General features: G+C 69.2%; 20 protein-coding genes and 1 tRNA gene. 12 read left to right on the top strand and 9 right to left on the bottom strand.

All coding sequences use genetic code 11. The features are described 5' to 3' along the window. Nucleotides 1-113: 113 nt before the first annotated feature. From sepX to FKR81_RS22015, 3 genes are all read left to right on the top strand, one after another. The gene (gene sepX / locus FKR81_RS22025; RefSeq protein ID WP_146354018.1) at nt 114-824 is read left to right on the top strand and encodes a divisome protein SepX/GlpR; all 711 of its coding nucleotides are present in this window, start codon (nt 114-116) and stop codon (nt 822-824) included. 59 nt (nt 825-883) lie between these two features. Beyond that, nucleotides 884-956: transfer RNA gene (locus FKR81_RS22020), tRNA-Ala, on the top strand. A 47-nt stretch (nt 957-1,003) separates the two neighbouring features. Beyond that, the gene (locus tag FKR81_RS22015) at nt 1,004-1,609 is read left to right on the top strand and encodes a hypothetical protein (RefSeq protein ID WP_146354017.1); all 606 of its coding nucleotides are present in this window, start codon (nt 1,004-1,006) and stop codon (nt 1,607-1,609) included. On the opposite strand, the gene FKR81_RS22010 is transcribed toward FKR81_RS22015, so the two are convergent. Continuing rightward, a complete protein-coding gene (locus FKR81_RS22010) occupies nt 1,596-1,847 on the bottom strand; it encodes a hypothetical protein (RefSeq protein ID WP_146354016.1) in 252 nt (83 codons plus the stop codon). The genes FKR81_RS22015 and FKR81_RS22010 overlap by 14 nt on opposite strands. 188 nt (nt 1,848-2,035) lie before the next feature. Further along, complete coding sequence (locus tag FKR81_RS22005) at nt 2,036-2,953, bottom strand: SMP-30/gluconolactonase/LRE family protein (RefSeq protein ID WP_186763102.1); 918 nt, start codon at nt 2,951-2,953, stop codon at nt 2,036-2,038. Nucleotides 2,954-3,244: 291 nt separating this feature from the next. Between FKR81_RS22005 and FKR81_RS22000 the strand changes: the two genes are divergently transcribed. Then, entirely contained in the window at nt 3,245-5,230 is a 1,986-nt protein-coding gene (locus FKR81_RS22000; RefSeq protein WP_235921694.1) for a serine/threonine-protein kinase, read from the top strand. Between the two features lie 130 nt (nt 5,231-5,360). Here FKR81_RS22000 and FKR81_RS21995 read toward each other — a convergent pair whose 3' ends face one another. After that, entirely contained in the window at nt 5,361-5,963 is a 603-nt protein-coding gene (locus FKR81_RS21995) for a hypothetical protein (protein ID WP_146354014.1), read from the bottom strand. Nucleotides 5,964-6,033: 70 nt separating this feature from the next. Between FKR81_RS21995 and FKR81_RS21990 the strand changes: the two genes are divergently transcribed. Beyond that, nucleotides 6,034-6,549: an RNA polymerase sigma factor gene (locus FKR81_RS21990; protein ID WP_222598363.1), complete on the top strand. Its 516-nt coding sequence runs from the start codon at nt 6,034-6,036 to the stop codon at nt 6,547-6,549. Beyond that, on the top strand, nt 6,542-7,201 hold the full coding sequence (locus FKR81_RS21985; protein ID WP_146354012.1) for a hypothetical protein: 660 nt from the start codon (nt 6,542-6,544) through the stop codon (nt 7,199-7,201). Before FKR81_RS21990 ends, FKR81_RS21985 begins: the two co-directional genes overlap by 8 nt. Here the strand turns inward: FKR81_RS21985 and FKR81_RS21980 are convergent. Continuing rightward, a complete protein-coding gene (locus FKR81_RS21980; protein WP_407936541.1) occupies nt 7,188-8,726 on the bottom strand; it encodes a dolichyl-phosphate-mannose--protein mannosyltransferase in 1,539 nt (512 codons plus the stop codon). The genes FKR81_RS21985 and FKR81_RS21980 overlap by 14 nt on opposite strands. A 24-nt stretch (nt 8,727-8,750) precedes the next feature. On the opposite strand from FKR81_RS21980, the gene rsmI reads away from it, so the two are divergent. Then, the gene (gene rsmI, locus FKR81_RS21975; RefSeq protein WP_146354011.1) at nt 8,751-9,596 is read left to right on the top strand and encodes a 16S rRNA (cytidine(1402)-2'-O)-methyltransferase; all 846 of its coding nucleotides are present in this window, start codon (nt 8,751-8,753) and stop codon (nt 9,594-9,596) included. Then, nucleotides 9,593-10,378, top strand: coding sequence for an alpha/beta fold hydrolase (locus tag FKR81_RS21970; protein ID WP_146354010.1), 786 nt, complete (start codon nt 9,593-9,595; stop codon nt 10,376-10,378). The genes rsmI and FKR81_RS21970 overlap by 4 nt, the downstream gene beginning before the upstream one ends. Nucleotides 10,379-10,426: 48 nt before the next feature. On the opposite strand, the gene FKR81_RS21965 is transcribed toward FKR81_RS21970, so the two are convergent. The 5 genes from FKR81_RS21965 to FKR81_RS44375 are packed head-to-tail and all read right to left on the bottom strand — an operon-like array spanning nt 10,427 to nt 13,538. Continuing rightward, nucleotides 10,427-11,140: an ABC transporter permease gene (locus FKR81_RS21965; protein WP_146354009.1), complete on the bottom strand. Its 714-nt coding sequence runs from the start codon at nt 11,138-11,140 to the stop codon at nt 10,427-10,429. Beyond that, complete coding sequence (locus tag FKR81_RS21960) at nt 11,130-12,053, bottom strand: ATP-binding cassette domain-containing protein (RefSeq protein WP_146354008.1); 924 nt, start codon at nt 12,051-12,053, stop codon at nt 11,130-11,132. The genes FKR81_RS21965 and FKR81_RS21960 overlap by 11 nt, the downstream gene beginning before the upstream one ends. A gap of 56 nt (nt 12,054-12,109) precedes the next feature. Continuing rightward, nucleotides 12,110-12,664 (bottom strand): PadR family transcriptional regulator, encoded by a 555-nt coding sequence (locus FKR81_RS21955; protein WP_146354007.1) that lies wholly within the window; start codon nt 12,662-12,664, stop codon nt 12,110-12,112. Between the two features lie 17 nt (nt 12,665-12,681). Further along, nucleotides 12,682-13,077 (bottom strand): ArsR/SmtB family transcription factor, encoded by a 396-nt coding sequence (locus FKR81_RS44380; protein WP_222598362.1) that lies wholly within the window; start codon nt 13,075-13,077, stop codon nt 12,682-12,684. Then, on the bottom strand, nt 13,014-13,538 hold the full coding sequence (locus tag FKR81_RS44375) for a hypothetical protein (RefSeq protein ID WP_222598361.1): 525 nt from the start codon (nt 13,536-13,538) through the stop codon (nt 13,014-13,016). The genes FKR81_RS44380 and FKR81_RS44375 overlap by 64 nt, the downstream gene beginning before the upstream one ends. 79 nt (nt 13,539-13,617) lie before the next feature. On the opposite strand from FKR81_RS44375, the gene FKR81_RS21945 reads away from it, so the two are divergent. The 4 genes from FKR81_RS21945 to FKR81_RS21930 all read left to right on the top strand — a co-directional run bounded on the left by FKR81_RS21945 (nt 13,618) and on the right by FKR81_RS21930 (nt 18,754). Beyond that, nucleotides 13,618-14,391, top strand: a complete 774-nt coding sequence (locus FKR81_RS21945; protein ID WP_146354006.1) for a peptidoglycan DD-metalloendopeptidase family protein — start codon at nt 13,618-13,620, stop codon at nt 14,389-14,391. 51 nt (nt 14,392-14,442) lie between these two features. Next, on the top strand, nt 14,443-16,233 hold the full coding sequence (gene metG, locus FKR81_RS21940; RefSeq protein WP_146354005.1) for a methionine--tRNA ligase: 1,791 nt from the start codon (nt 14,443-14,445) through the stop codon (nt 16,231-16,233). Nucleotides 16,234-16,256: 23 nt separating this feature from the next. After that, entirely contained in the window at nt 16,257-17,063 is an 807-nt protein-coding gene (locus tag FKR81_RS21935) for a TatD family hydrolase (RefSeq protein WP_146354004.1), read from the top strand. Nucleotides 17,064-17,443: 380 nt separating this feature from the next. Further along, nucleotides 17,444-18,754, top strand: a complete 1,311-nt coding sequence (locus tag FKR81_RS21930) for a resuscitation-promoting factor (RefSeq protein WP_146354234.1) — start codon at nt 17,444-17,446, stop codon at nt 18,752-18,754. The last annotated feature ends 171 nt before the right edge of the window (nt 18,755-18,925 follow it).

The following is an 18,925-nucleotide window of genomic DNA, read 5'->3' as shown; positions in this document are numbered from 1 at the left end:
ACCCAATAGTGGGTGATACACCACACTTTGGTACGCACCGCGTTCGGCGTGCCTCCGACACTGGTGTGACTGTTGTGACTAGCGTGGTTAGCGTTCAGGGGAGGTGAACGGGGATGCCCAGCTCACTGATCATCGTTGCACTGGTTGTCGCCTGGTTGGTCGTCCTCGTGCCCATGGTGGCCCGCAAGCGCCAGGAAAACGCGCGCAGCGTGGAGGAGGACTACGACCTCATGCCTGACGCCGAGTTCGACGACTACGAAGAGTTCGACGAGTTCGAGGACGACTCGGACGTCGACGCCTCCTTCGCTGAGCGCCCCTTCCGGCCCGGCCGAGGCGGCTACGACCCCGAGACGGCGGCTGTGATCGCACAGGCCCGCTACGCCTTCCGGCGTCGCGTGGTCGCGTTCCTGCTGTTCGCGTCCATCGTGTCGGGCCTGGTCGCGGGTCTCCTGTACGCGGTGGTCTGGTGGGGTCACGCGGGCGTCGACCTGCTCCTGGTCGGCTACCTGACCTACCTGCGCCGGCAGGTGCGGATCGAAGAGGAGATCCGCGCCCGCCGCCTCGCGCGCATGCAGCAGATGCGCCGCCGTCGCGTGCCGACGCAGCGCGTCGAGACTCCGCCGTCGGTGGTCGAGGCCACCGTCGTCGAGCCGGCGGCGCAGGAGCAGGAAGAGGAGGACGCTCCGGCGTTAGCACCCTTGCCGCGCTTCGAACACCACGTCCGTCCGGGCACGATCCCGGTGGACGCCGACGATGAGGACCCGATGTTCGTCGAGCTCGACGGGCTGGAGAAGCTCCCCTACCGGGGGGCCGTTGGTGCGTAGCGGGGGGTGGTCAAACCACCCCCCATCGCTCTGCTAAGCTCTTCCCCGTAACACCGCAAGGGGCTGTAGCACAGTTGGTAGCGCGTCTCGTTCGCATCGAGAAGGTCAGGGGTTCGATTCCCCTCAGCTCCACGTAAATCAGGGCCCGTCCAATCCGGACGGGCCCTGATTCTTTTGTTGTGGCACTCACCTGCGTTGTCTGCGGTAACTACGGAGGCCCCGTCGACGGCCGTTGTCGCCATTGCGGCGCCGCCTCCGCGCGACCGTTCCTGCCGCTGCTGATCGTCACCGGCGCTGCGGCTTCCGGGAAGTCGACCGTGTGCCACGCGTTGGCGCTCCGGCCGTCGTTTTTCGCGCTGGACGGTGACGTTGTGGCTTCCGGCGCTGCCGCGGTGGCTGACGGGCGCACCGACTACGTCGCCTTCTGGCGGTACGTGCTGGACCTCGCTGGTGCTGTGGTGGAGAACGGGCTCATTCCGGTGATCTGCTGCGTAGGGCTGCCTTCGCAGGTGCTCGCCAACGCTGAATGCGCTTCGTTCGACGGCGTGCACTTCCTCGGGTTGGTCTGTTCTGAGGACGAACTGGTGCGGCGGATCGTTCAACGGCGTGGTGCTGAGTCGGCTGTTCGGCGCGTTGATCGGCACGTCGCGTTGAACGACACGCTCAAGAACGCGGAAGTGCCGCCGCCGCATTCATTGACAATCGTCGACACGACGTCTCTGAAGCCCGGAGAAACGGTGGCGCGAGCCACCGCGTGGGCGGACGGCCTGCTCACTCAGGCGTGACCCACGGGGCCAGCCGCTCGCCAGGGCGGAGGTCCTCCCGCCAGTAGCGGTAGACGATGCCCGGCACGACCTCGACCCGCTCGGCCGCGATCAGGCACCGCATGCGTGATCGGGCGCCCTCGGTGTCGAACGCGACCACCACGGCCGGCTCCTCGTCGAGGAAGGCGTGCAGCCGGCCGAGTTCGGCGCGCGTGGGTTCGCTGAACGCGGGGTCCTGGAAGGACGAAGGGTACGACACGTGCTGCACCTGGACGAGTAAGTCCGTCGCTCCGCGCGGCGCGGGCGGATCGGTTCGCGGTGGTCGTGAGCCGGCCGCACCTGGGCTTCGAACAGGTCGAGGAGAGCGGCGTGATCACGCTCGGGGACGGCTCGTACGTGGTGCTGCCGGTGGGGTAGGTGCCCCGGCGGCGGTCGGGGCGTCAGGTCCTACCGGATGGGGACGACGATCACGGTGCCGTGCGAGGTGTCCGGCACGAGCAGACGCCCGCCGCGCTCGTCGAGGTAGAAGTCGGCGGTGCTGGACCGGCCGACGTCCTTCAGCAGGACCTTGGGGTTCTCGCCGGAGCGGTCCATCTTCCAAACGGCGCCGTTGTCGAACGACGACACGTAGATCGTGCCGTCGTGCCCCTGCTCGATGCCGTCGATGCCGCGGAAGCCGGTGGCGATGACGGTGCGCTGACCGGTCGCGATGTTGGCCTCGACGACGTTGCCGTAGAAGAACTCGCCGACGAGCAGGTGGCCCGGCCTGCGGCTGGGCGCGGTGCCGTTGATGACGAGGTTCTTGCGGGACGGGCTGACGACCTCGGTGATCCGGCCGGTCAGGGTGATCTTGTAGACGCGGCCGAGCGCGGGGATGTCCAGCGCCTGCTGGCTGTCGGTCGGCCACAGGAAGCCGTTGGGGTCGCGCATCTTCGTGCGCGCGCCCATCTCGGTCACGTAGACGCCGTCCGGTGCGGGTGCCGCGTCGTTGAAGAACTCGGCCGGGTGCGGGAACTGGGCGGCCGACGCGAGCAGGCGCTTGGTGCCCGTCTTGTCGATCAGCCAGATCTTGTCGGTGTCCGTGGCCACCAGGTGGTTCTGGGTGAACGCGAGGCCGCGCGGGTTGTCGAGGCCCGTCGCGAACGTCTTCACCTCGCCGGTCGCCGGGTTGACGGTGCGGATCTCACCGTCGTTGCGGCCGAGGTCCGGTACGCCCTGGATGGACACGAAGTACTTGCCGTCCCAGCCCCTGGTGATGCTCTCCGGTCGAGGGCCGACGGTGATCGTCGTCGGGTCCGCCTGTGCGGTGCCGGGGACGACGGCCGCGACTGCGGTGAGTGTGGCGATCAGTGCCGCGATTCTCATGCGGCGGAGGTTTCCACGTCTGGTACAGACCACACCAGGAAGTGCGGCCATCCGAGACGATCGTCAGTCCGTTCGGAACAACCGCAGGTCATCCCGTCCCATTTGGCGCGGATCCGATTCGTTACAGAGCGGTGCAGCAACACGGGGCGTCCCGAGCGTCTATTTACCCGTAATCCATGTAGAGGTGTGGACCGGTACGAGGTTGCTGTGGTCATGACCGCAGACCAATCACGCACCGTAAGCTCTAACCACGCCTAGGCTGGGGACGTACCTGGAGGGTGGTGAACGGTCGTGGGGCTCGCGGAGTCCTTGCTCACGTGGCTGCACGGCTTCGCCGGTGTGCCCGTGTGTCCCGGCGACTGGGTGTGGACCACCACCGCGCTGGGGGCTGCGCTGGGCGTGTTCCCCACGGTGGGGGCGTTGATCGCCATCGCCATCAGGCGGATGGTCGGCAACTCCTACGGCCCGGTCGTCGGCGCGATCTTCGCGGTCGTCGGCGTGACCTCCTGCCTCGTGCTGCCCTGGCTGATCCTGCGGGACGCCACCGAGCTGCTGCAGACCCGCGCCCTGCCGGGTGCGAACACGCTGGACGAGTCGACCTGCTTCGACGTCGTCACGCAGGGCCGGTACCTGGTCGACGGCGCGCCGTCGATCCTCAACGTCATCCAGCACCCCGGACGCGCGCAGCTGTTCATCGCGGCCGCCGCGGCCATGGCGGTGCTGGCGCTGCTCTGCCTGATCTTCGTGATGCTCCAGGCGGGCTCGGCGTTCCGGCTCGGCCCGAACTGGCCGCGCCGGGTGTTCTGGCTGCCGTTCCTGGTGCTGTTGCTCGCTACGAGTGCTCTTCCGGTCACGCTCGTGGGTCACGTACTCCTCGGGTTCTTCCCGATTGCGATAATCGGCTCAATCGTCGTTCGGATTTTCGGGTTGACTACCGCCATGCTGAACCGCCCCGGCCGCGACCGCGAGAAGCCACAGCCCGCTGCCGCGCGCTCACCCCAGCCCTCGCCGCTGCCCCAGAACAACCAGCGCAACCAGCACGGCAACCAGCCGCACCAGAACAACCAGCACGGCAACCAGCAGCACGGCAACCAGCAGAAGCAGTACCCGCCGACGCGGGTGCAGCCCGCCGCGCAGCAGTCGAGCCAGCAGAAGCCGCCGCCGTACCAGCCGGCGCACATCCCGCCGTACCAGCCCGCGCCGATGAACCGGCCGATGACGCCGGTCCAGCAGCCGGTGCCGCAGCCCGTCGTGCAGCCGAAGCAGTACCCGCAGACGCGGGTGGCGGAGTCGCCCCAGCCGTCGCAGCCGTCCGCGCTCGCGGACACGCCGGGCCCGCTGCCGTTCGGGCCGGGTGCGGCGAACGCGCAGAGCCCCGCGCCCGCGCAGAAGTCCGGCAAGGTCTGGAATCCGGGCAACGGCCGGTTCCGCCGCGTCCGCGAGATCGGCTCGGGCGGGTTCGGCACCGTGTGGCTCGCCGTCGACGAGCAGCTGGACCGGACGGTCGCGATCAAGCTCGCGCACGCGCCGGACAACGAGACCGAGCAGCGCATGTTGCGCGAGGCCAGGGCGCTCGCGGCCGTGCGGCACCCGAACTGCGTGCGGGTCTACGACATCGTCCAGGACCCGGACGGCCTCGCACTGGTCATGGAGTACATCGACGGCAAGTCGCTGTCCGAGGTCGTGCTCGGCAACGGCCTGCTGGAGGACGCGATGGCCGCGCGCCTGTGGGCCACCATGGCCGACGCACTCGCCGCCGCGCACGAGCGGGGCGTGCTGCACCGCGACGTGAAGCCCTCCAACGTGCTCGTCGACTTGACCGGCACCGCGCACCTGATCGACTTCGGCATCGCCCGCTCCAAGGGCGACAGCACGCTCACCGCGACCGGCATGATGGTCGGCACGCCGGACTTCCTCGCGCCCGAGACGGCGCGTGGCGAGGCGGCCACCCCGTCGTCGGACTCGTGGCAGCTCGCCGCGACCATCAGCTACGCGCTGACCGGCCAGCCGCCGCGCGGGTCGCGGGAGAACCCGATCTCGTCGCTCATGGCCGCCGCGCAGGGCGAGCCGTGCACGAAGCTGCCGCAGCGCAGCGCCCACTCCAGGCTGCTGCTCGCCGCACTGGACCCGGACCCCGGCAAGCGGCCGGCGCTCGCGACCGTGCGCGGTGAGCTGACCCGGTGGATCGACCAGAGCGGCGTGAGCAAGGAGGGGCCGATGACCACGATGATCACCAAGCCCGTCCCGCCTCCGACCAGGCACATGCCGAACGGGTGAACCTCGCGCCCGGTCCGTAACGGTTGTTCAACGCTCAACGAAGTCCCCGGTGGCAAGCCATCGGGCGTCGTTCGGGCGACGCCTCGCGAAGGGTGGTGAGGCGGTTTCCGCCGATCGCCTCACCACTCACCTAAGCCTTGCCCGAACGCAACCGCCGGGTCAGCCAGAAGGCACCGCCCAGCGCCACCAGCACCCCCGCGACCACCCAGATCGGCCGCTCCGACGGCTCAGGGGCCGTCGGGGTCACCGAAGCGGCGGGCTGCGGAACGGGAACGGCCGGAATGAGGCCGGCGGGCAGCGGTGGCCGAACCTCACCCCACGTCTTCCCCGCGTCCGGCCACGGCATCATCTCGCCGCGCTCGACGGGCTTGATGTCCAGCGTCCCAGGAACGGTCAGCGTCCCGATCTCGTGGTCGGCGAACCACCCCTGCACGCCGAACACCCGGTACTTCCCGGCCGGCAGCGCGAACGAGACGGCGTAGTGCGCGGTCTCGTGCAGCCGAACCCCCTTGAACAGCACGGGTTCCCCCGAGCCGCCCGCGAACTTCAGCCCGGTCGTCCCGAGATCTCCTTCGTACGGGTGCGTGCCGTGTTGCAGCACCCAGTACCCGACGGTGTGGGCGCGGCCGGGTTCCACCGCGGCCACCGGATCGACGTACGTCACGGCCCAGCCGCCCGCGTGCGCGGGAGGCGTGACCAGCAGCAGGAGCAACACCAGCGCGACGATTCTCATGCTGCGGATACACCGGGAACCAGGTCGCGGTTCCCGGTGTAGGAAAGACATCACGGACGACGAAGAGGCGGTGGCGAGAGCCCAGCGGGGTGACCTGGACGCGTACGGCGTGCTGGTCGCCAGGTACACCGCGCTCGCGCACCGGACCGCGTACCTGCTCGGTGCCGGTGCGGACGCCGCGGACATCGTGCAGGAGGCGTTCGTGAAGGGCTTCCGCAAGCTGTCGACGTTCCGCGAGGGTGCGACGTTCCGGCCGTGGCTGCTGGCCATCGTCGCGAACGAGACCAAGAACCTGCACCGGGCGCGCAAGCGCCGCAACCTGATGGAGCTGCGCGTCCACAACACGACCGACACCGTCGACCACAACGACCCCGCCGAGCTGGTCGACGACTCGCGGGCACGACTGCTCCAGGCTCTCGAGCAGCTGCCCGAGAAGGACCGGCAGGTCGTCACGTGCCGATACCTGCTCGACCTCACCGAGGCCGAGACCGCGCAGACACTGGACATCGCCAAGGGCACCGTGAAGTCGCGGTTGTCCCGCGCGCTGGCGAAACTGCGACCGCTGCTGGAGGTGGCCCGTGACTGACGACGTCGAGGCCGCCCTGCGCGACCTCGCACCGAAGATCCACGTCCCGGAACCGCCGGACGTGGCGGACGCCGTGCGCGCCGAGATCGCGAAGGAGCCGCCGCCCAGCCGGTGGTGGGGTGCGCTGGTCGCCGCGGTGGCCGCGTTCGGCGTCGCGATCGCCGTGTCACCGGCGGTGCGGGCCGGTGTGGTCGAGCTGCTGGAGTTCGCGGGCATCGAGTTCCGCACCGAGGCGCCGCGCACGCCGACGCCGCCGCCGCTCGGAGTGCGCGAGGTGTCGCTCGACGAGGCGCGCAACCTCGTGAAGTTCGAGATCCGCGTGCCCAAGACCCTTGGCGAGCCCCAGAAGGTCACCGTCCACGATGGACGGTTCGTCACGCTGCACTACGGGGACGTGCTGCTCGACGAGTTCGACGGCACGTTCGAGTCGATCATCGGCAAGGTCGTGAACCAGTCGGACGTCGAGGCGGTCGACGGCAAGTACTGGATCCCGCGCCCGCACGAGGTCTTCTACATCGACCCCAAAGGCGCCTGGCACCGCGAGGAAGCGCGCAGCACCGGGAAAACCCTGCTCTGGCAACAGGACGGCGTGACCTACCGGCTCCAGGGCGAGCTCACGAAGGAGCGCGCACTGGAGATCAGCGCCAGCTAGGCAGCCACAGCTCCTGCTGCCACCGCTCGTTCGTGATCGGGTCGCCGTTCAGGATCGGCCACAGCCACACGAAGTTCGCCACGACCAGTCCCAGGTACAGCGCGACCACGAGCAGACCGGTGCCGCGGCGTTCGGATCCGGCACTGGCCCGGCCGAGGATCTCGCCGAGCGCCAGCGTGATCATCAGGACGAGGAACGGCGCCATCGGCGTGACGTAGAAGAAGTACATCTGCCGGTCGACCTTGAGGAACCACGGCAGCAGCCCGGCCATGTACCCGACGAGGACGGCGGCGTAGCGCCAGTCGAGCTTGCCGAACGCGCGCCAGAGCGCCCAGCCGATCACCGGGAACGCGAGCCACCACATCGCGGGCGTGCCGATCAGCATGATCGCGCCGACGCAGGTCGCGGCACCGCAGCCCTGCACGGTGCCTTCCCAGTAGTAGAGCATCGGCCGCAGGCCCATCGGCCACGTCCACGGCTTCGACTCCCACGGGTGCCGGTTCGTCGCGGACGTCACGAGCTCGGTGTGGAACTTGAAGACGGTCTTCGCGTTGTACCAGAGCGACTGCAGCAGATCCGGGATCCACAAGATGTCCTCGACCTTGGTGCCGACGACGTGCCGGTCGATGCCGGTCTCGCTGGCCATCCACGGCGTCCACGTCGCGATGTACGCGGCGACCGGCACCAGTCCGAGCGCGATGACGGACGGCAGCAGGTCCTTCGCGAACGCACCCGCCCACGGCCGCTCGACACCCGCCGCACGGCGGGCCGTCGCGCTCCACACCAGGCAGAGCAGACCGAACGCGATCATGTACCAGAGCGCGGACCACTTCACGCCGCCCGCGAGTCCCAGTGCGACACCCGCGCCGAAGCGCCACCAGCGGAAGCCGAGCCAGGGTCCATAAGGGGAGTTGTCGACAAATCCCTCGCGCACCGCGACGGCCAGCCGCGACCGCACCTGCTCCCGGTCCACCACGAGGCAGCCGAACGCGATCACCACGAACAGCGCCAGGAAGATGTCCAGCATCCCCATCCGCGACTGCACGTGCGACACGCCGTCCGCGATCAGCAGCAGACCGGCGATCGCGCCGAGCAGGTCGGACCGGGTGAGCCTGCGGGCGATCCGCACGATCAGCAGGATCGTCAGCGTGCCCGCGACGGCGGACGCGAACCGCCAGCCGAGCCCGTCGTAGCCGAAGATCCCCTCGCCGATCGCCATGAGCTGCTTGGCGAACGGCGGGTGCACGATCAGCTCGTAGCCGGGGTTGTCCTCGTAACCCCCGTTGCGGAGCACCTGCGCCGCCTGCGGCACGTAGTGCTTCTCGTCGAAGATCGGGGTGCCCTTGTCGGTCGGGTAGCCCAGGTTCCAGAACCGGACGACCGCGCCGATCAGCGTCACGGCCAGCGTCACCAGCCAGCCGCGCAGGCGGTTCGCGGGCATCGGCAGGTCGAGCTGGGCCGCGCGGTCGGAGCGGGGCTCCTCGACGGATTCGGTCAGCTCGCCTGGCGGTACGAGGACTGTCACGCCGCCGATCGTAGGGTGAACCACGTGAGTCCCGTATCTGGATCAGGCCGCTTGGTCCTCGCCGCCACCCCGCTCGGCGACATCCGCGACGCCTCCGCACGTCTCGTCGACGCGCTGCGGACCGCCGATGTCATCGCCGCCGAGGACACCCGGCGGTTCCACTCGCTGGCCAACGCCTTGCAGGTCAAGCCGTCCGGACGGGTGATCAGCTTCTACGACCAGGTCGAGTCCGCGCGGCTGCCCGGCCTCGTCGAGGCGCTGCACGGCGGCCAGACCGTGCTGCTCGTCACCGACGCGGGCATGCCGAGCGTGTCCGACCCCGGCTACCGGCTCGTCGCCGCCTGCGTCGCCGAGGACATCGTGGTCACCTGCCTGCCCGGCCCGTCGGCGGTGACGACCGCGCTCGCCGTGTCCGGGCTGCCGTCCGACCGGTTCGCGTTCGACGGCTTCCCGCCGCGCAAGCAGGGCGAACGCAAGCGCTGGTTCGAGCCGCTGAGGACCGAGCCGCGCACGGTCGTCTTCTTCGAGGCCCCGCACCGGCTCGCGGACACCCTGGCCGACGCCGTGGACGTGCTCGGCGCGGACCGGCAGGCCGCGGTGTGCCGCGAACTGACCAAGACCTACGAGGAGGTCCGCCGCGGCACCCTCGCCGAGCTCGCAGAATGGGCCGTCGAGGGTGTGCGCGGCGAGATCACCGTGGTGCTCGCGCCCGCGCCGCCGTCCGAGGCGCCGGACATGGCGACGCTGGTCGCCGAGGTCAAGCAGCGCGCCGCCGACGGTGAACGGCTGAAGTCCGCCGCCGCCGAGGTGGCGGAGGCTGCGGGCGTCAGCAAGAAGGCCCTCTACGACGCGGCCGTGAAGAGCCCTTGAGCACCCACGCCACCACGCCTGACGGGGTCCGCATCGCCTATCAGGTCCGGGGTGAGGGGCCGCCGCTCGTGCTGCTGGCGGGCCAGGCGAACAACCACCACTGGTGGGACGGGGTGCGCGACGACTTCCACGCCGCCCGCAGCACCGTCACGCTCGACTACCGCGGCACGGGGGAGAGCGACAAGCCCGACCGGCCGCACAGCACCGAGGGCTTCGCGCAGGACGTGATCGCCGTGCTCGACGACCTCGGTGTCGACCGGGCCGACGTGTACGGAACGTCCATGGGCGGACGCGTGGCCCAGCACCTCGCGGCCCGCCATCCGCACCGCGTGCGCGCACTGGTGCTCGGCTGCACGTCGCCCGGTGGCTCGCACGGCGTCGAACGCGACAACGACGTGCGCAGGTCGCTGGTGCAGCAGCAACCGGGTGCGGCGCGGCAGGCCCTGCTCGAGCTGATGTACACCCCGGCCTGGCTGGCGACCCACCTCGGCCCGTACCAGGTGCTCGGCGACCCGGCCATGCCCGCCCACGCCCAGCGTCACCACCTGGTGGCCAGCAACCGGCACGACGCGTGGGACCTCCTGCCCGGCATCAGCGCACCGACCCTGGTCGTGCACGGCAGCGACGACCTGCTCAACCCGGCCGCCAACGCTCCCCTCCTCACGAGCCGCATCCCCGGCGCCCGGCTGCACGTGCTCCCAGGAGCGCGGCACGCCTATTTCGACGAGTTCCGCGCCGTCGCGAGCCCGCTCGTCCTGGACTTCCTCACCGCGGTGCCGTGAGGGGAGCTTTCCCAGCGCTGACCGCTCGGAAAGCTCCCCTCATGGCGTTCAGGCGGCTTCGCGGCGGAAGGTGCGGGTGCCGAAGAGGACGGCCGCGCACACGAGCAGCACGGTCGCGCCCAGGCCGAGCAGCACCGAGCCGCTGGTGAAGATCGCGCGTTCGGCGTCGACGACGTGGCTCAGCGGGTTCGCCCGCGAGAGCCAGTACAGCCAGCGCGGCCCGTTCGACATGGGCAGCAGCACGCCCGAGAGCAGCATCAGCGGCACGACGGTCGACGAGATGACCGACGCGAGCACGTACTCGTACTTCGCCCTGAGCGCGACCGCGTAGGACACGGAGCCGACCGCGACGCCGAGCAGCGCCACGAGCCCGATGCCGAGCAGCACCGCGCCGACCGACGTCTCGAAGCCGAACAGCAGCGCCACCAGCACGATCAGCACGGCCTGCACGACCAGCAGCACCACGTCCTTCAGCACCCGGCCGACGAGCAGCGCGACCCGGCTGACCGGCGTCACCTGGAGCCGCTCCAGCACACCCGCGTGCATCTCGGGCATCAGCGAGAAACCCGCGTACGCGGTGCCGAACAACGTCATCTGCACCAGCAGGCCGGGCACGAACCACTGCCAGCCGTCGTCGCCGAGCAGCGGGCCGAACAGGCCCAGGTAGAGCAGCGGCTGGGCCAGCCCGACGACGATCATCGCGGGGCTGCGCAGCGCGGGCCGCAGCGAGCGGAGGAACACGAGCCAGATCTCACGCAGCACGGTCGTCCTCCCGCAGCGAGCGGCCGGTCATGGTCAGGAACACGTCGTCGAGCGTCGGCCGGTGCACCTGCACCGAGCGCAGCTCGACCCCGTCCGCGTCCAGCGAGCGGAGCAACGACGGCAGCGCGCGGTCGCCGTCCGGGACGCGGAAGCTGACCACGTCACCGTCGACGGTCGCGCCGTCGAACCGAGGCGCGATCCGCGCGGCCTGCGGCGTGCCGAGCACGACGAGGTCGCCGGACACGCGGTTCTTCAGCTCGTCCGGCGAGCCCTCGGCGACGATCGCGCCGTGGTCGATGACCAGGACCCGGTCGCACAGGAAGTCCGCCTCGTCCAGGTAGTGCGTGGTCAGGAAGACCGTCACGCCGAGCCCCCTGATGTGCTCCCACAGGTTGCGCCTGCTCTGCGGGTCGAGCCCGGTGGACGGCTCGTCGAGGAACACCAGCGCCGGCCGGTGGATCAGCCCCATCGCGATGTCGAGCCTGCGCTGCTGGCCACCCGACAACGTTGCGACCAGCCGCTTCTCCAGCCCGGTCAGGTCGAGCCGCTCCAGCAGGCCGGCGGCTCGGCGCCTCGACTCGTGCCGGGACAGCCCGTGGAACCGGCCCTGCAGCTCCAGCTCCTCGCCGACGCGCTGGTCCTGGCCGCCGCCGGGCTGCTGGCCGACGTACCCGATGCGCTCGCGCACCCCGGCCGGGTCGGTCAGCAGGTCGCACCCGGCGACGAGCGCCTCGCCCGCCGTCGGCGTCAGCAACGTCGTGAGCATGCGCAACGTCGTGGACTTGCCCGCGCCGTTCGGACCGAGGAACCCGACGAGCTCCCCTTCAGCGACGTCGAGATCGACCCCTCGCACGGCCTCGACCGGTCCCTGCCTGGTCTCGAAGCGGCGCGCGAGCCCGCGTGCCTTGATCATGCGAAACCCCCTCTAATCAAATTTGATTAGAGGTTAGGGCAACTCGTCAAGTTTGACTAGTCGACGAGGTCGTACTCGCCCGCCCTGAGCCGTTCCAGCAGCTCACTCGTCCACTTGACCTGCGCCTCGATGCTCACGAGCCAGAACCGGGCCAGCTCGCTGACGTGCGCGGGCTTGCCCATGTCCGGGTACGAGCCCACGGCGTGCTCCATCGCGGGAACCTGGGCCTCGAGCCCGGCCAGCCGGTGTTCGAGCAGCACGATCGCCTGCCGCCGGGGGAGCAGGGTGATCAGCGCGACGCCCGCGCTGAGCTGGTCCGGCGCCGATCCCGCGTTCACGAGCGCGTCGCTGATCATCGTGATCAGGTCGTGCGAGCCCGCGTCGGTGATCCGGTAGATCGTGCGGGCCGGGCCGTCGCCGCCCTCCTCGGTGCCGGTCGACTCGACCAGTCCGTCCTTGGCCAGCGACTTCAGCGCGTGGTAGATCGAGCCGGGCTGCACGTTCGCCCACCGGTCCGCCGACCAGCTCTGCAGCTCGCGCCGCACCTGGTAGCCGTGTGCCTCGCCGGCGAGCCGCACGACCCCCAGCACCAGCATCCTGGTCGCGGACACCCCGTCCCCCTACGTTCTCATCGGTCGAGCAGGCGGCGGCCGAGCGGCGCGGCCGTGTGGACGACCAGGTTCGCATGTCTGCACGTGGTGATCAGCCCGGCTTCCCGCAGCACCCTGGTGTGCTGGCTGATGTTGCCCGCGGTGACGTCGAGCCGCCGCGCGAGCTCGCCGGTCGTGAGGTGCGCGCCCGCCAGCAGGTGCAGCAGCTCGGACCTCGTGCGCCCGATCAACGCCGAGAGCGGTCCCGGCGTGACGGCCAGGTCGTGCTCGACCGGGTAGACCAGCAGCGGCGTCGATCTGGCGACGTCGACGAGCGTGACCGGCGCGCCCCAGCAGAAGTACGACGGGATCAGCAGCAGGCCCCGGCCGTCCAGGTGGATCTCCCGGTCGACCAGGTACGCGGTCTCCAGCACCGGGCGCGGACCGTCCGCCAGTGCGGCTGGATCACCGCGTCGAAGTACGTCCGCAGCCCGTCGGTCAGTGCGCTCATGTGGTCACCCAGATCCCGCGCCCACGCCGGAAGCGCGCGCTGCGTGCCGATGTGCGCGATCTCCTCGCGGAGCTGGTGGTCCGGTGTGGACCGGACCGCGTCGAGTCCGGCGTCGAAGCCGTCGAGTGCCGCGAGCGGGGTCAGGAAGTCCGGGAACGCGCCGGGCCGGGTGAGCTCTGCCAGCATCCGCTCGCCGCCGGACAGCGGTCTGCTCGCGAGCTCCCGCCGCGCCTGCCCGCGCCACGCGACGACGTCGAGCGCCGGACCGGGATCGCGCAGCGAGTACGCGCTCAGCACCAGCTCCCAGAGCGGGTCGGGAGCGGTCGCGAGCCGCAGCTTCGCGAGGTCCTCGCTGGTGAAGTGGATGCGCAAGTCCCCGGCCATGCCAAGCCCCCTGATTCGACGTTGAGTTCTGACTAAACGTCATCGACTCGTCGCACAGCGTCATCTGACACTCAACGCCATGAACATCAAGTGGTCGAGCCCGGTGCTCGCTCTCCTCGCCCTGTCGACCGTTCTCGTCGTCCCTGCACACGCGGACGAACGTCCGCCGTTCCTCCTGCCGTTCGCCTGCGGCCAGGAGTGGGTCGCCGCGACCCGCTCCGACCACAGCCCGAACCCGAACAGCCTCGACTTCACGAAGGTCGGCGGCGGCTCGAACGGTCAGCCGATCGTCGCGGCGGCCGCCGGGCGGGTGACCTTCGCGGGCTGGGACAGCGGTGGCGGCTGGATGGTCAACATCAGCCACGCGAACGGGTGGGGCACGACGTACCTGCACATGATCGAGAGACCGTCGGTCGGCAACGGTCAGAACGTCTACCAGGGGTTTCAACTCGGCAAGGTCGGCAGCACCGGCAACTCGTCCGGCCCGCACCTGCACTTCCAGCAATGGCGCACCAGCCCGTCCAACACCGTGCGGTCGGAGTTCAACGGCTGGCAGGTCACCGTCGGGGTCGGCCGGTCGCAGCGGTTGAAGAGCCAGAACTGCACGCCGCTCGAGATGAAGAACGCGGCCAACACGAAGTGCCTCGACGCGGCAGCGGGCGGGGGCAGCGGTGCCGCCGTGACGCTCTACGACTGCTGGGGCGGGAACAACCAGAAGTGGGTCTGGGAGGGCAACCAGCTGAAGAACTCCGCCAACGGCAAGTGCCTGGACGCCGAGGCGGGCGCGGCCAACGGGGCCAGGGTGATGGTCTACGACTGCTGGGACGGGCGGAACCAGCAGTGGTGGAACTGACCTGTCCTATGCAGTGAAAAGGTGATGGCGGGGGCTCTCTAGGCTGTGCCCATGAGTGCCCCCGTACTGACCGCGGTGGCCTGGCCTTACGCCAACGGCCCCCGTCACATCGGTCACGTCTCCGGATTCGGTGTCCCGTCCGACGTCTTCTCCCGCTACATGCGAATGTCCGGACACCGGGTGCTCATGGTCAGCGGTACCGACGAGCACGGGACGCCCATCTCGGTCCAGGCCGAGAAAGAGGGCCTGACGACCCGTGAGCTCGCGGACAAGTACAACCGCGTGATCACCGAGGACCTCCAGGGCCTCGGACTCGGCTACGACCTGTTCACCCGCACCACGACCGGCAACCACTACCAGGTGGTGCAGGAGCTGTTCCTGTCGCTGTGGCGCAACGGGTACGTCATCCCGAAGACCGAGCTGGGCGCGATCAGCCCGTCGACCGGCCGCACGCTGCCCGACCGCTTCATCGAGGGCACCTGCCCGATCTGCGGCTACGACGGCGCGCGCGGCGACCAGTGCGACAACTGCGGCAACCAGCTCGACCCGGCCGACCTGAAGAACCCGCGCTCGAAGATCAACGGTGAGACGCCGAAGTTCGTCGAGACCGAGCACCTGTTCCTCGACCTGCCGCAGTTCATCGGTTCGCTCGGCGAGTGGATGCAGACCCGCACCGAGTGGCGCCCGAACGTCCTCAAGTTCAGCCAGAACCTGATCAAGGACCTGCGGCCGCGCGCGATCACCCGCGACCTCGACTGGGGTGTGCCGATCCCGCTCGACGGGTGGCGCGAGCAGCCGATGAAGCGGTTCTACGTGTGGTTCGACGCGGTGATCGGCTACCTCTCGGCGAGCGTCGAGTGGGCGCGGCGCAGCGGGAACCCCGATGCCTGGCAGGAGTTCTGGACGGGTGACGCCCAGAGCTACTACTTCATGGGCAAGGACAACATCGTCTTCCACTCGCTGATCTGGCCGTCGCTGCTGCTCGGGCAGAACGGCGCGGGCGACAAGGGCGGCGAGGCGGGCGCGTTCGGCACGCTGAACCTGCCGACCGAGGTCGTGTCGTCGGAGTACCTGACGATGAGCGGCTCGAAGTTCTCGACGTCGCGCGGCACGGTCATCTACGTCACGGACTTCCTGAAGCAGTTCGGGCCGGACGCGCTGCGGTACTTCATCTCCGTCGCGGGTCCCGAGAACCAGGACACCGACTTCACCTGGGAGGAGTTCGTCCGCCGGACGAACTTCGAGCTGGCGAACGAGTGGGGCAACCTGGTCAACCGCTCGATCTCCATGGCGCACAAGAACGTCGGCGCGATCCCGAAGCCGATCTCGCAGACCACGGCCGACCACGAGCTGCTCGGGCTGTCGAAGGCCGCGTTCGACACGGTCGGCGCGCACCTGCGGCGGTCGCGGTTCAAGCAGGCGTCGTCCGAGGCGATGCGGGTCATCAGCGCGGCGAACAAGTACCTGTCCGACCAGGAGCCGTGGAAGCTCAAGGACGACCCGGACCGGCGCGACACCGTGCTGCACACCGCTCTGCAGGTCGTGCAGGACGCGAACACGCTGATGACGCCGTTCCTGCCGCACTCGGCGCAGAAGGTGCACGAGGCGCTGGGTGGCACGGGTGTGTGGGCCGCGCAGCCGCAGATCCAGGAGGTCGACGACCTCGACGTGCCCGAGCGCTCCTACCCGGTGCTCACCGGTGACTACGCGGGCGAGCAGGCCAAGTGGGAGTCGACGCCGATCGAGGTCGGCCGTCCGCTGGAGAAGCCGTCTCCGCTGTTCGCGAAGCTCGACCCCGAGCTGGGCGAGACCGGGCCGGAGTGGGCCCCGATCGTCAAGTGAGCCAGCCGAAAGAGCGACCGCCGGTGCCGGAACCCCTTCCGGTGCCGGTGGTCGACGCGCACACCCACCTCGACGCGTGCGGCGCGACGACGCCCGCTCTGGTCGCCGAGATGCTGGACCGGGCCAACGCGGCCGGCGTCTCGCGGGTGATCACCGTCGCGGACGACATGGCCGCCGCGCGGTGGGCGGCCGAGGCGTCCACATGGGACTCCCGCGTGTTCGCCGCGGTCGCCGTTCATCCGACCAGGACCGCCCAGTTCGGTGAGTCCGAGAAGGCTGAACTGGAGAAGCTGGCGCAGGGGTCCCGCGTCGTGGCCATCGGCGAGACCGGTCTCGACTACTACTGGGACTACTCGCCACCGGAGGCCCAGAAGGCCGCTTTCCGTTGGCACATCGAGCTTTCCAAGCGCGTCGGCAAGCCGTTGATGATCCACGACCGGGACGCGCACGACGACATCCTGCAGATCCTGGACGAAGAAGGTGCGCCGTCCACAGTGGTCTTCCACTGCTTCTCGGGTGACGCGGAGTTCGCCCGGAAGTGCGTCGAGCGCGGGTTCGTCCTGTCGTTCGCCGGGCCGGTGACCTTCCGCAACGCGCGCGCGTTGCGCGAGGCGGCCCAGCTGGTGCCCCAGGACCAGCTGCTCGTCGAGACCGACGCGCCGTTCCTCACGCCCCATCCGTACCGCGGTCGCCCGAACGAGCCCTACTGCGTGGCGTACACGGTCCGGGACCTCGCCACGCTCCGTTGTGAAGATGTGAACGAACTCTCTTCCGCGGTCACCCGAAACGCCCAACGAGTCTTTGACCTCGGTGACTCAAATGGTGAGTAGTGCGAACGGAGCACGGCGTTGCACCACCGAAGGGGTGGCTCAGGTCACAAGATCTGCCGGGGTGTTTGCGCAACGTCCCCGACCCCGTTACTGTCCCGTGACCGTGCCACGAAGTAGCTAGTTGCTTCGCGGCACGCCCGCAGTCGGGGCGGGATCCCAGCCAGAAGCGAGAAGACGCGAGACCACGTAGGAGGCGTTGCCGGGAACCTTCGAGCTCCAACTCGAATGATCGCGTCAACACCAACTGTGCGGTGGCCTCGAGCTTCCGCAATGGAGGTATCGACCCTGTGACACGCGGAAGACAGTCCGAGTCCTACGACTTCAACGAGGACACGGACTGGTTCACCCCCGTCGACAGCCCGAAGACGGCTGTCGGCCTGATGGATCACCCGAGCTTTCCCGCTGACGCGTTGAGCATCACGCCGGCGGACGTGCTCGAGGTGCTCGGCCCGGACGCGAACGACCTGCTCGCGTCGGCCAACGTCGATGTCGACGAGTTGATCCGGCTCATCAACGCCGAGACCACCGTCATGGCGCCCCTCGTCTTCCCCGCGGAGGACCAGGACGACGCGCCCGCCGCGATCGTGGAGGTCGCGACCAACTGGAAGCGCCGCTTCCTCAAGGCCGCCGTCGCCACCGTGCTGGTGTCGCTGTCCGGCGGCGGTGTCACGGCGATGGCGATGGACAAGTCCGTCACCGTCGACGTGGACGGCAAGGCCGCCACCGTCCACTCGTACGAGTCGACCGTCGGCGAGATCCTCGAAGAAGAGGGCATCAAGGTCGGCGAGCACGACGTGCTGTCGCCGTCCATGAACGCCACCGTCTCCGACGGCGGCAAGATCACCCTCGACCGCGGCCGCCTGCTCAAGATGAGCGTCGACGGCCAGCAGAAGGAAGACTGGGTTCGCTCGGTCACCGTCGAGGAAGCCGCCAAGCAGATGGGCGTCCCCGTCGAAGGCGCGTGGTTCTCCGCGCCCGCCGGCCAGGACGTGCCGCTCGAGGGCATGAACCTCGAGGTCAAGACCCTCAAGACCATCAAGCTGTTCGACGGTGCCAACGAGCCGCGTGAGATCAAGTCCACCGCGGTCACCATCGACGAGCTGCTGAAGAACGAGAACCTCACGCTCGGCCCCGAGGACGCCGTCGCGTCCGGTGTGGACGTGAAGCTCACCTCCGGCGCCGAGGTGCACATCTCGCGCACCGGCGTCACCGTCATCAACGCCAACGAGCCTGTTGCGCCGCCGGTCGAGGAGACCACCGACGCCAACATGATGCGTGGCGAGCAGAAGGTGCTCGACCCCGGTGAGGCCGGCGAGCAGATCGTCACCTACCGGGTGACTGTCAAGAACGGCAAGGAGATCGCGCGCGAGAAGCTGGGCGCCAAGGTCACCAAGGAGCCCAAGGTCAAGAAGGTCGTCAAGGGGACGAAGATGCCCCCGGACGGTGAGACCTGGGATCGGCTTGCTCAGTGTGAGGCCGGGGGTAACTGGGCCATCAACACTGGGAACGGGTACTACGGCGGACTGCAGTTCGATGCTGGTACTTGGCGGTCCAACGGTGGTACTGCGTTCGCTGCGTTGCCGCATCAGGCTTCTCGGGAGCAGCAGATCGCTATCGCTACCAAGGTTCGGGATGCCCGTGGTGGGTACTCGGCGTGGCCCGGCTGCCGCGCGAAGCTCGGCTTGCCGTAGAGCGTCTTGGTTTTTGGGGCCCCGTCCTTTTTGGGCGGGGCCCTTTTTGTGTGCTGCTCGTGGGTTAAGTGGTTGGGGCGCTGCCCCTCTTGGGTTCTATTGATCGTTGCAACACCTGGGTTGTGAGCAGGGGTTGCAGTGGTCGAGAACCGGAAGTGTCGTGCATCGCAG

The organism is Lentzea tibetensis (genome assembly GCF_007845675.1).
Lineage (GTDB): Bacteria > Actinomycetota > Actinomycetes > Mycobacteriales > Pseudonocardiaceae > Lentzea > Lentzea tibetensis.
This window is presented reverse-complemented; position numbering and strand designations above follow the sequence as displayed.

Bases quoted from the DNA above. Each gene is read 5' to 3' on its own strand.
- sepX (WP_146354018.1), top strand. From the start codon at position 114: ATGCCCAGCTCACTGATCATCGTTGCACTGGTTGTCGCCTGGTTGGTC.
- FKR81_RS22005 (WP_186763102.1), bottom strand. From the start codon at position 2,953: ATGAGAATCGCGGCACTGATCGCCACACTCACCGCAGTCGCGGCCGTC.
- FKR81_RS21995 (WP_146354014.1), bottom strand. From the start codon at position 5,963: ATGAGAATCGTCGCGCTGGTGTTGCTCCTGCTGCTGGTCACGCCTCCC.
- FKR81_RS21960 (WP_146354008.1), bottom strand. From the start codon at position 12,053: ATGATCAAGGCACGCGGGCTCGCGCGCCGCTTCGAGACCAGGCAGGGA.
- FKR81_RS44375 (WP_222598361.1), bottom strand. From the start codon at position 13,538: ATGGCCGGGGACTTGCGCATCCACTTCACCAGCGAGGACCTCGCGAAG.
- FKR81_RS21945 (WP_146354006.1), top strand. From the start codon at position 13,618: ATGAACATCAAGTGGTCGAGCCCGGTGCTCGCTCTCCTCGCCCTGTCG.
- metG (WP_146354005.1), top strand. From the start codon at position 14,443: ATGAGTGCCCCCGTACTGACCGCGGTGGCCTGGCCTTACGCCAACGGC.
- FKR81_RS21930 (WP_146354234.1), top strand. From the start codon at position 17,444: ATGGATCACCCGAGCTTTCCCGCTGACGCGTTGAGCATCACGCCGGCG.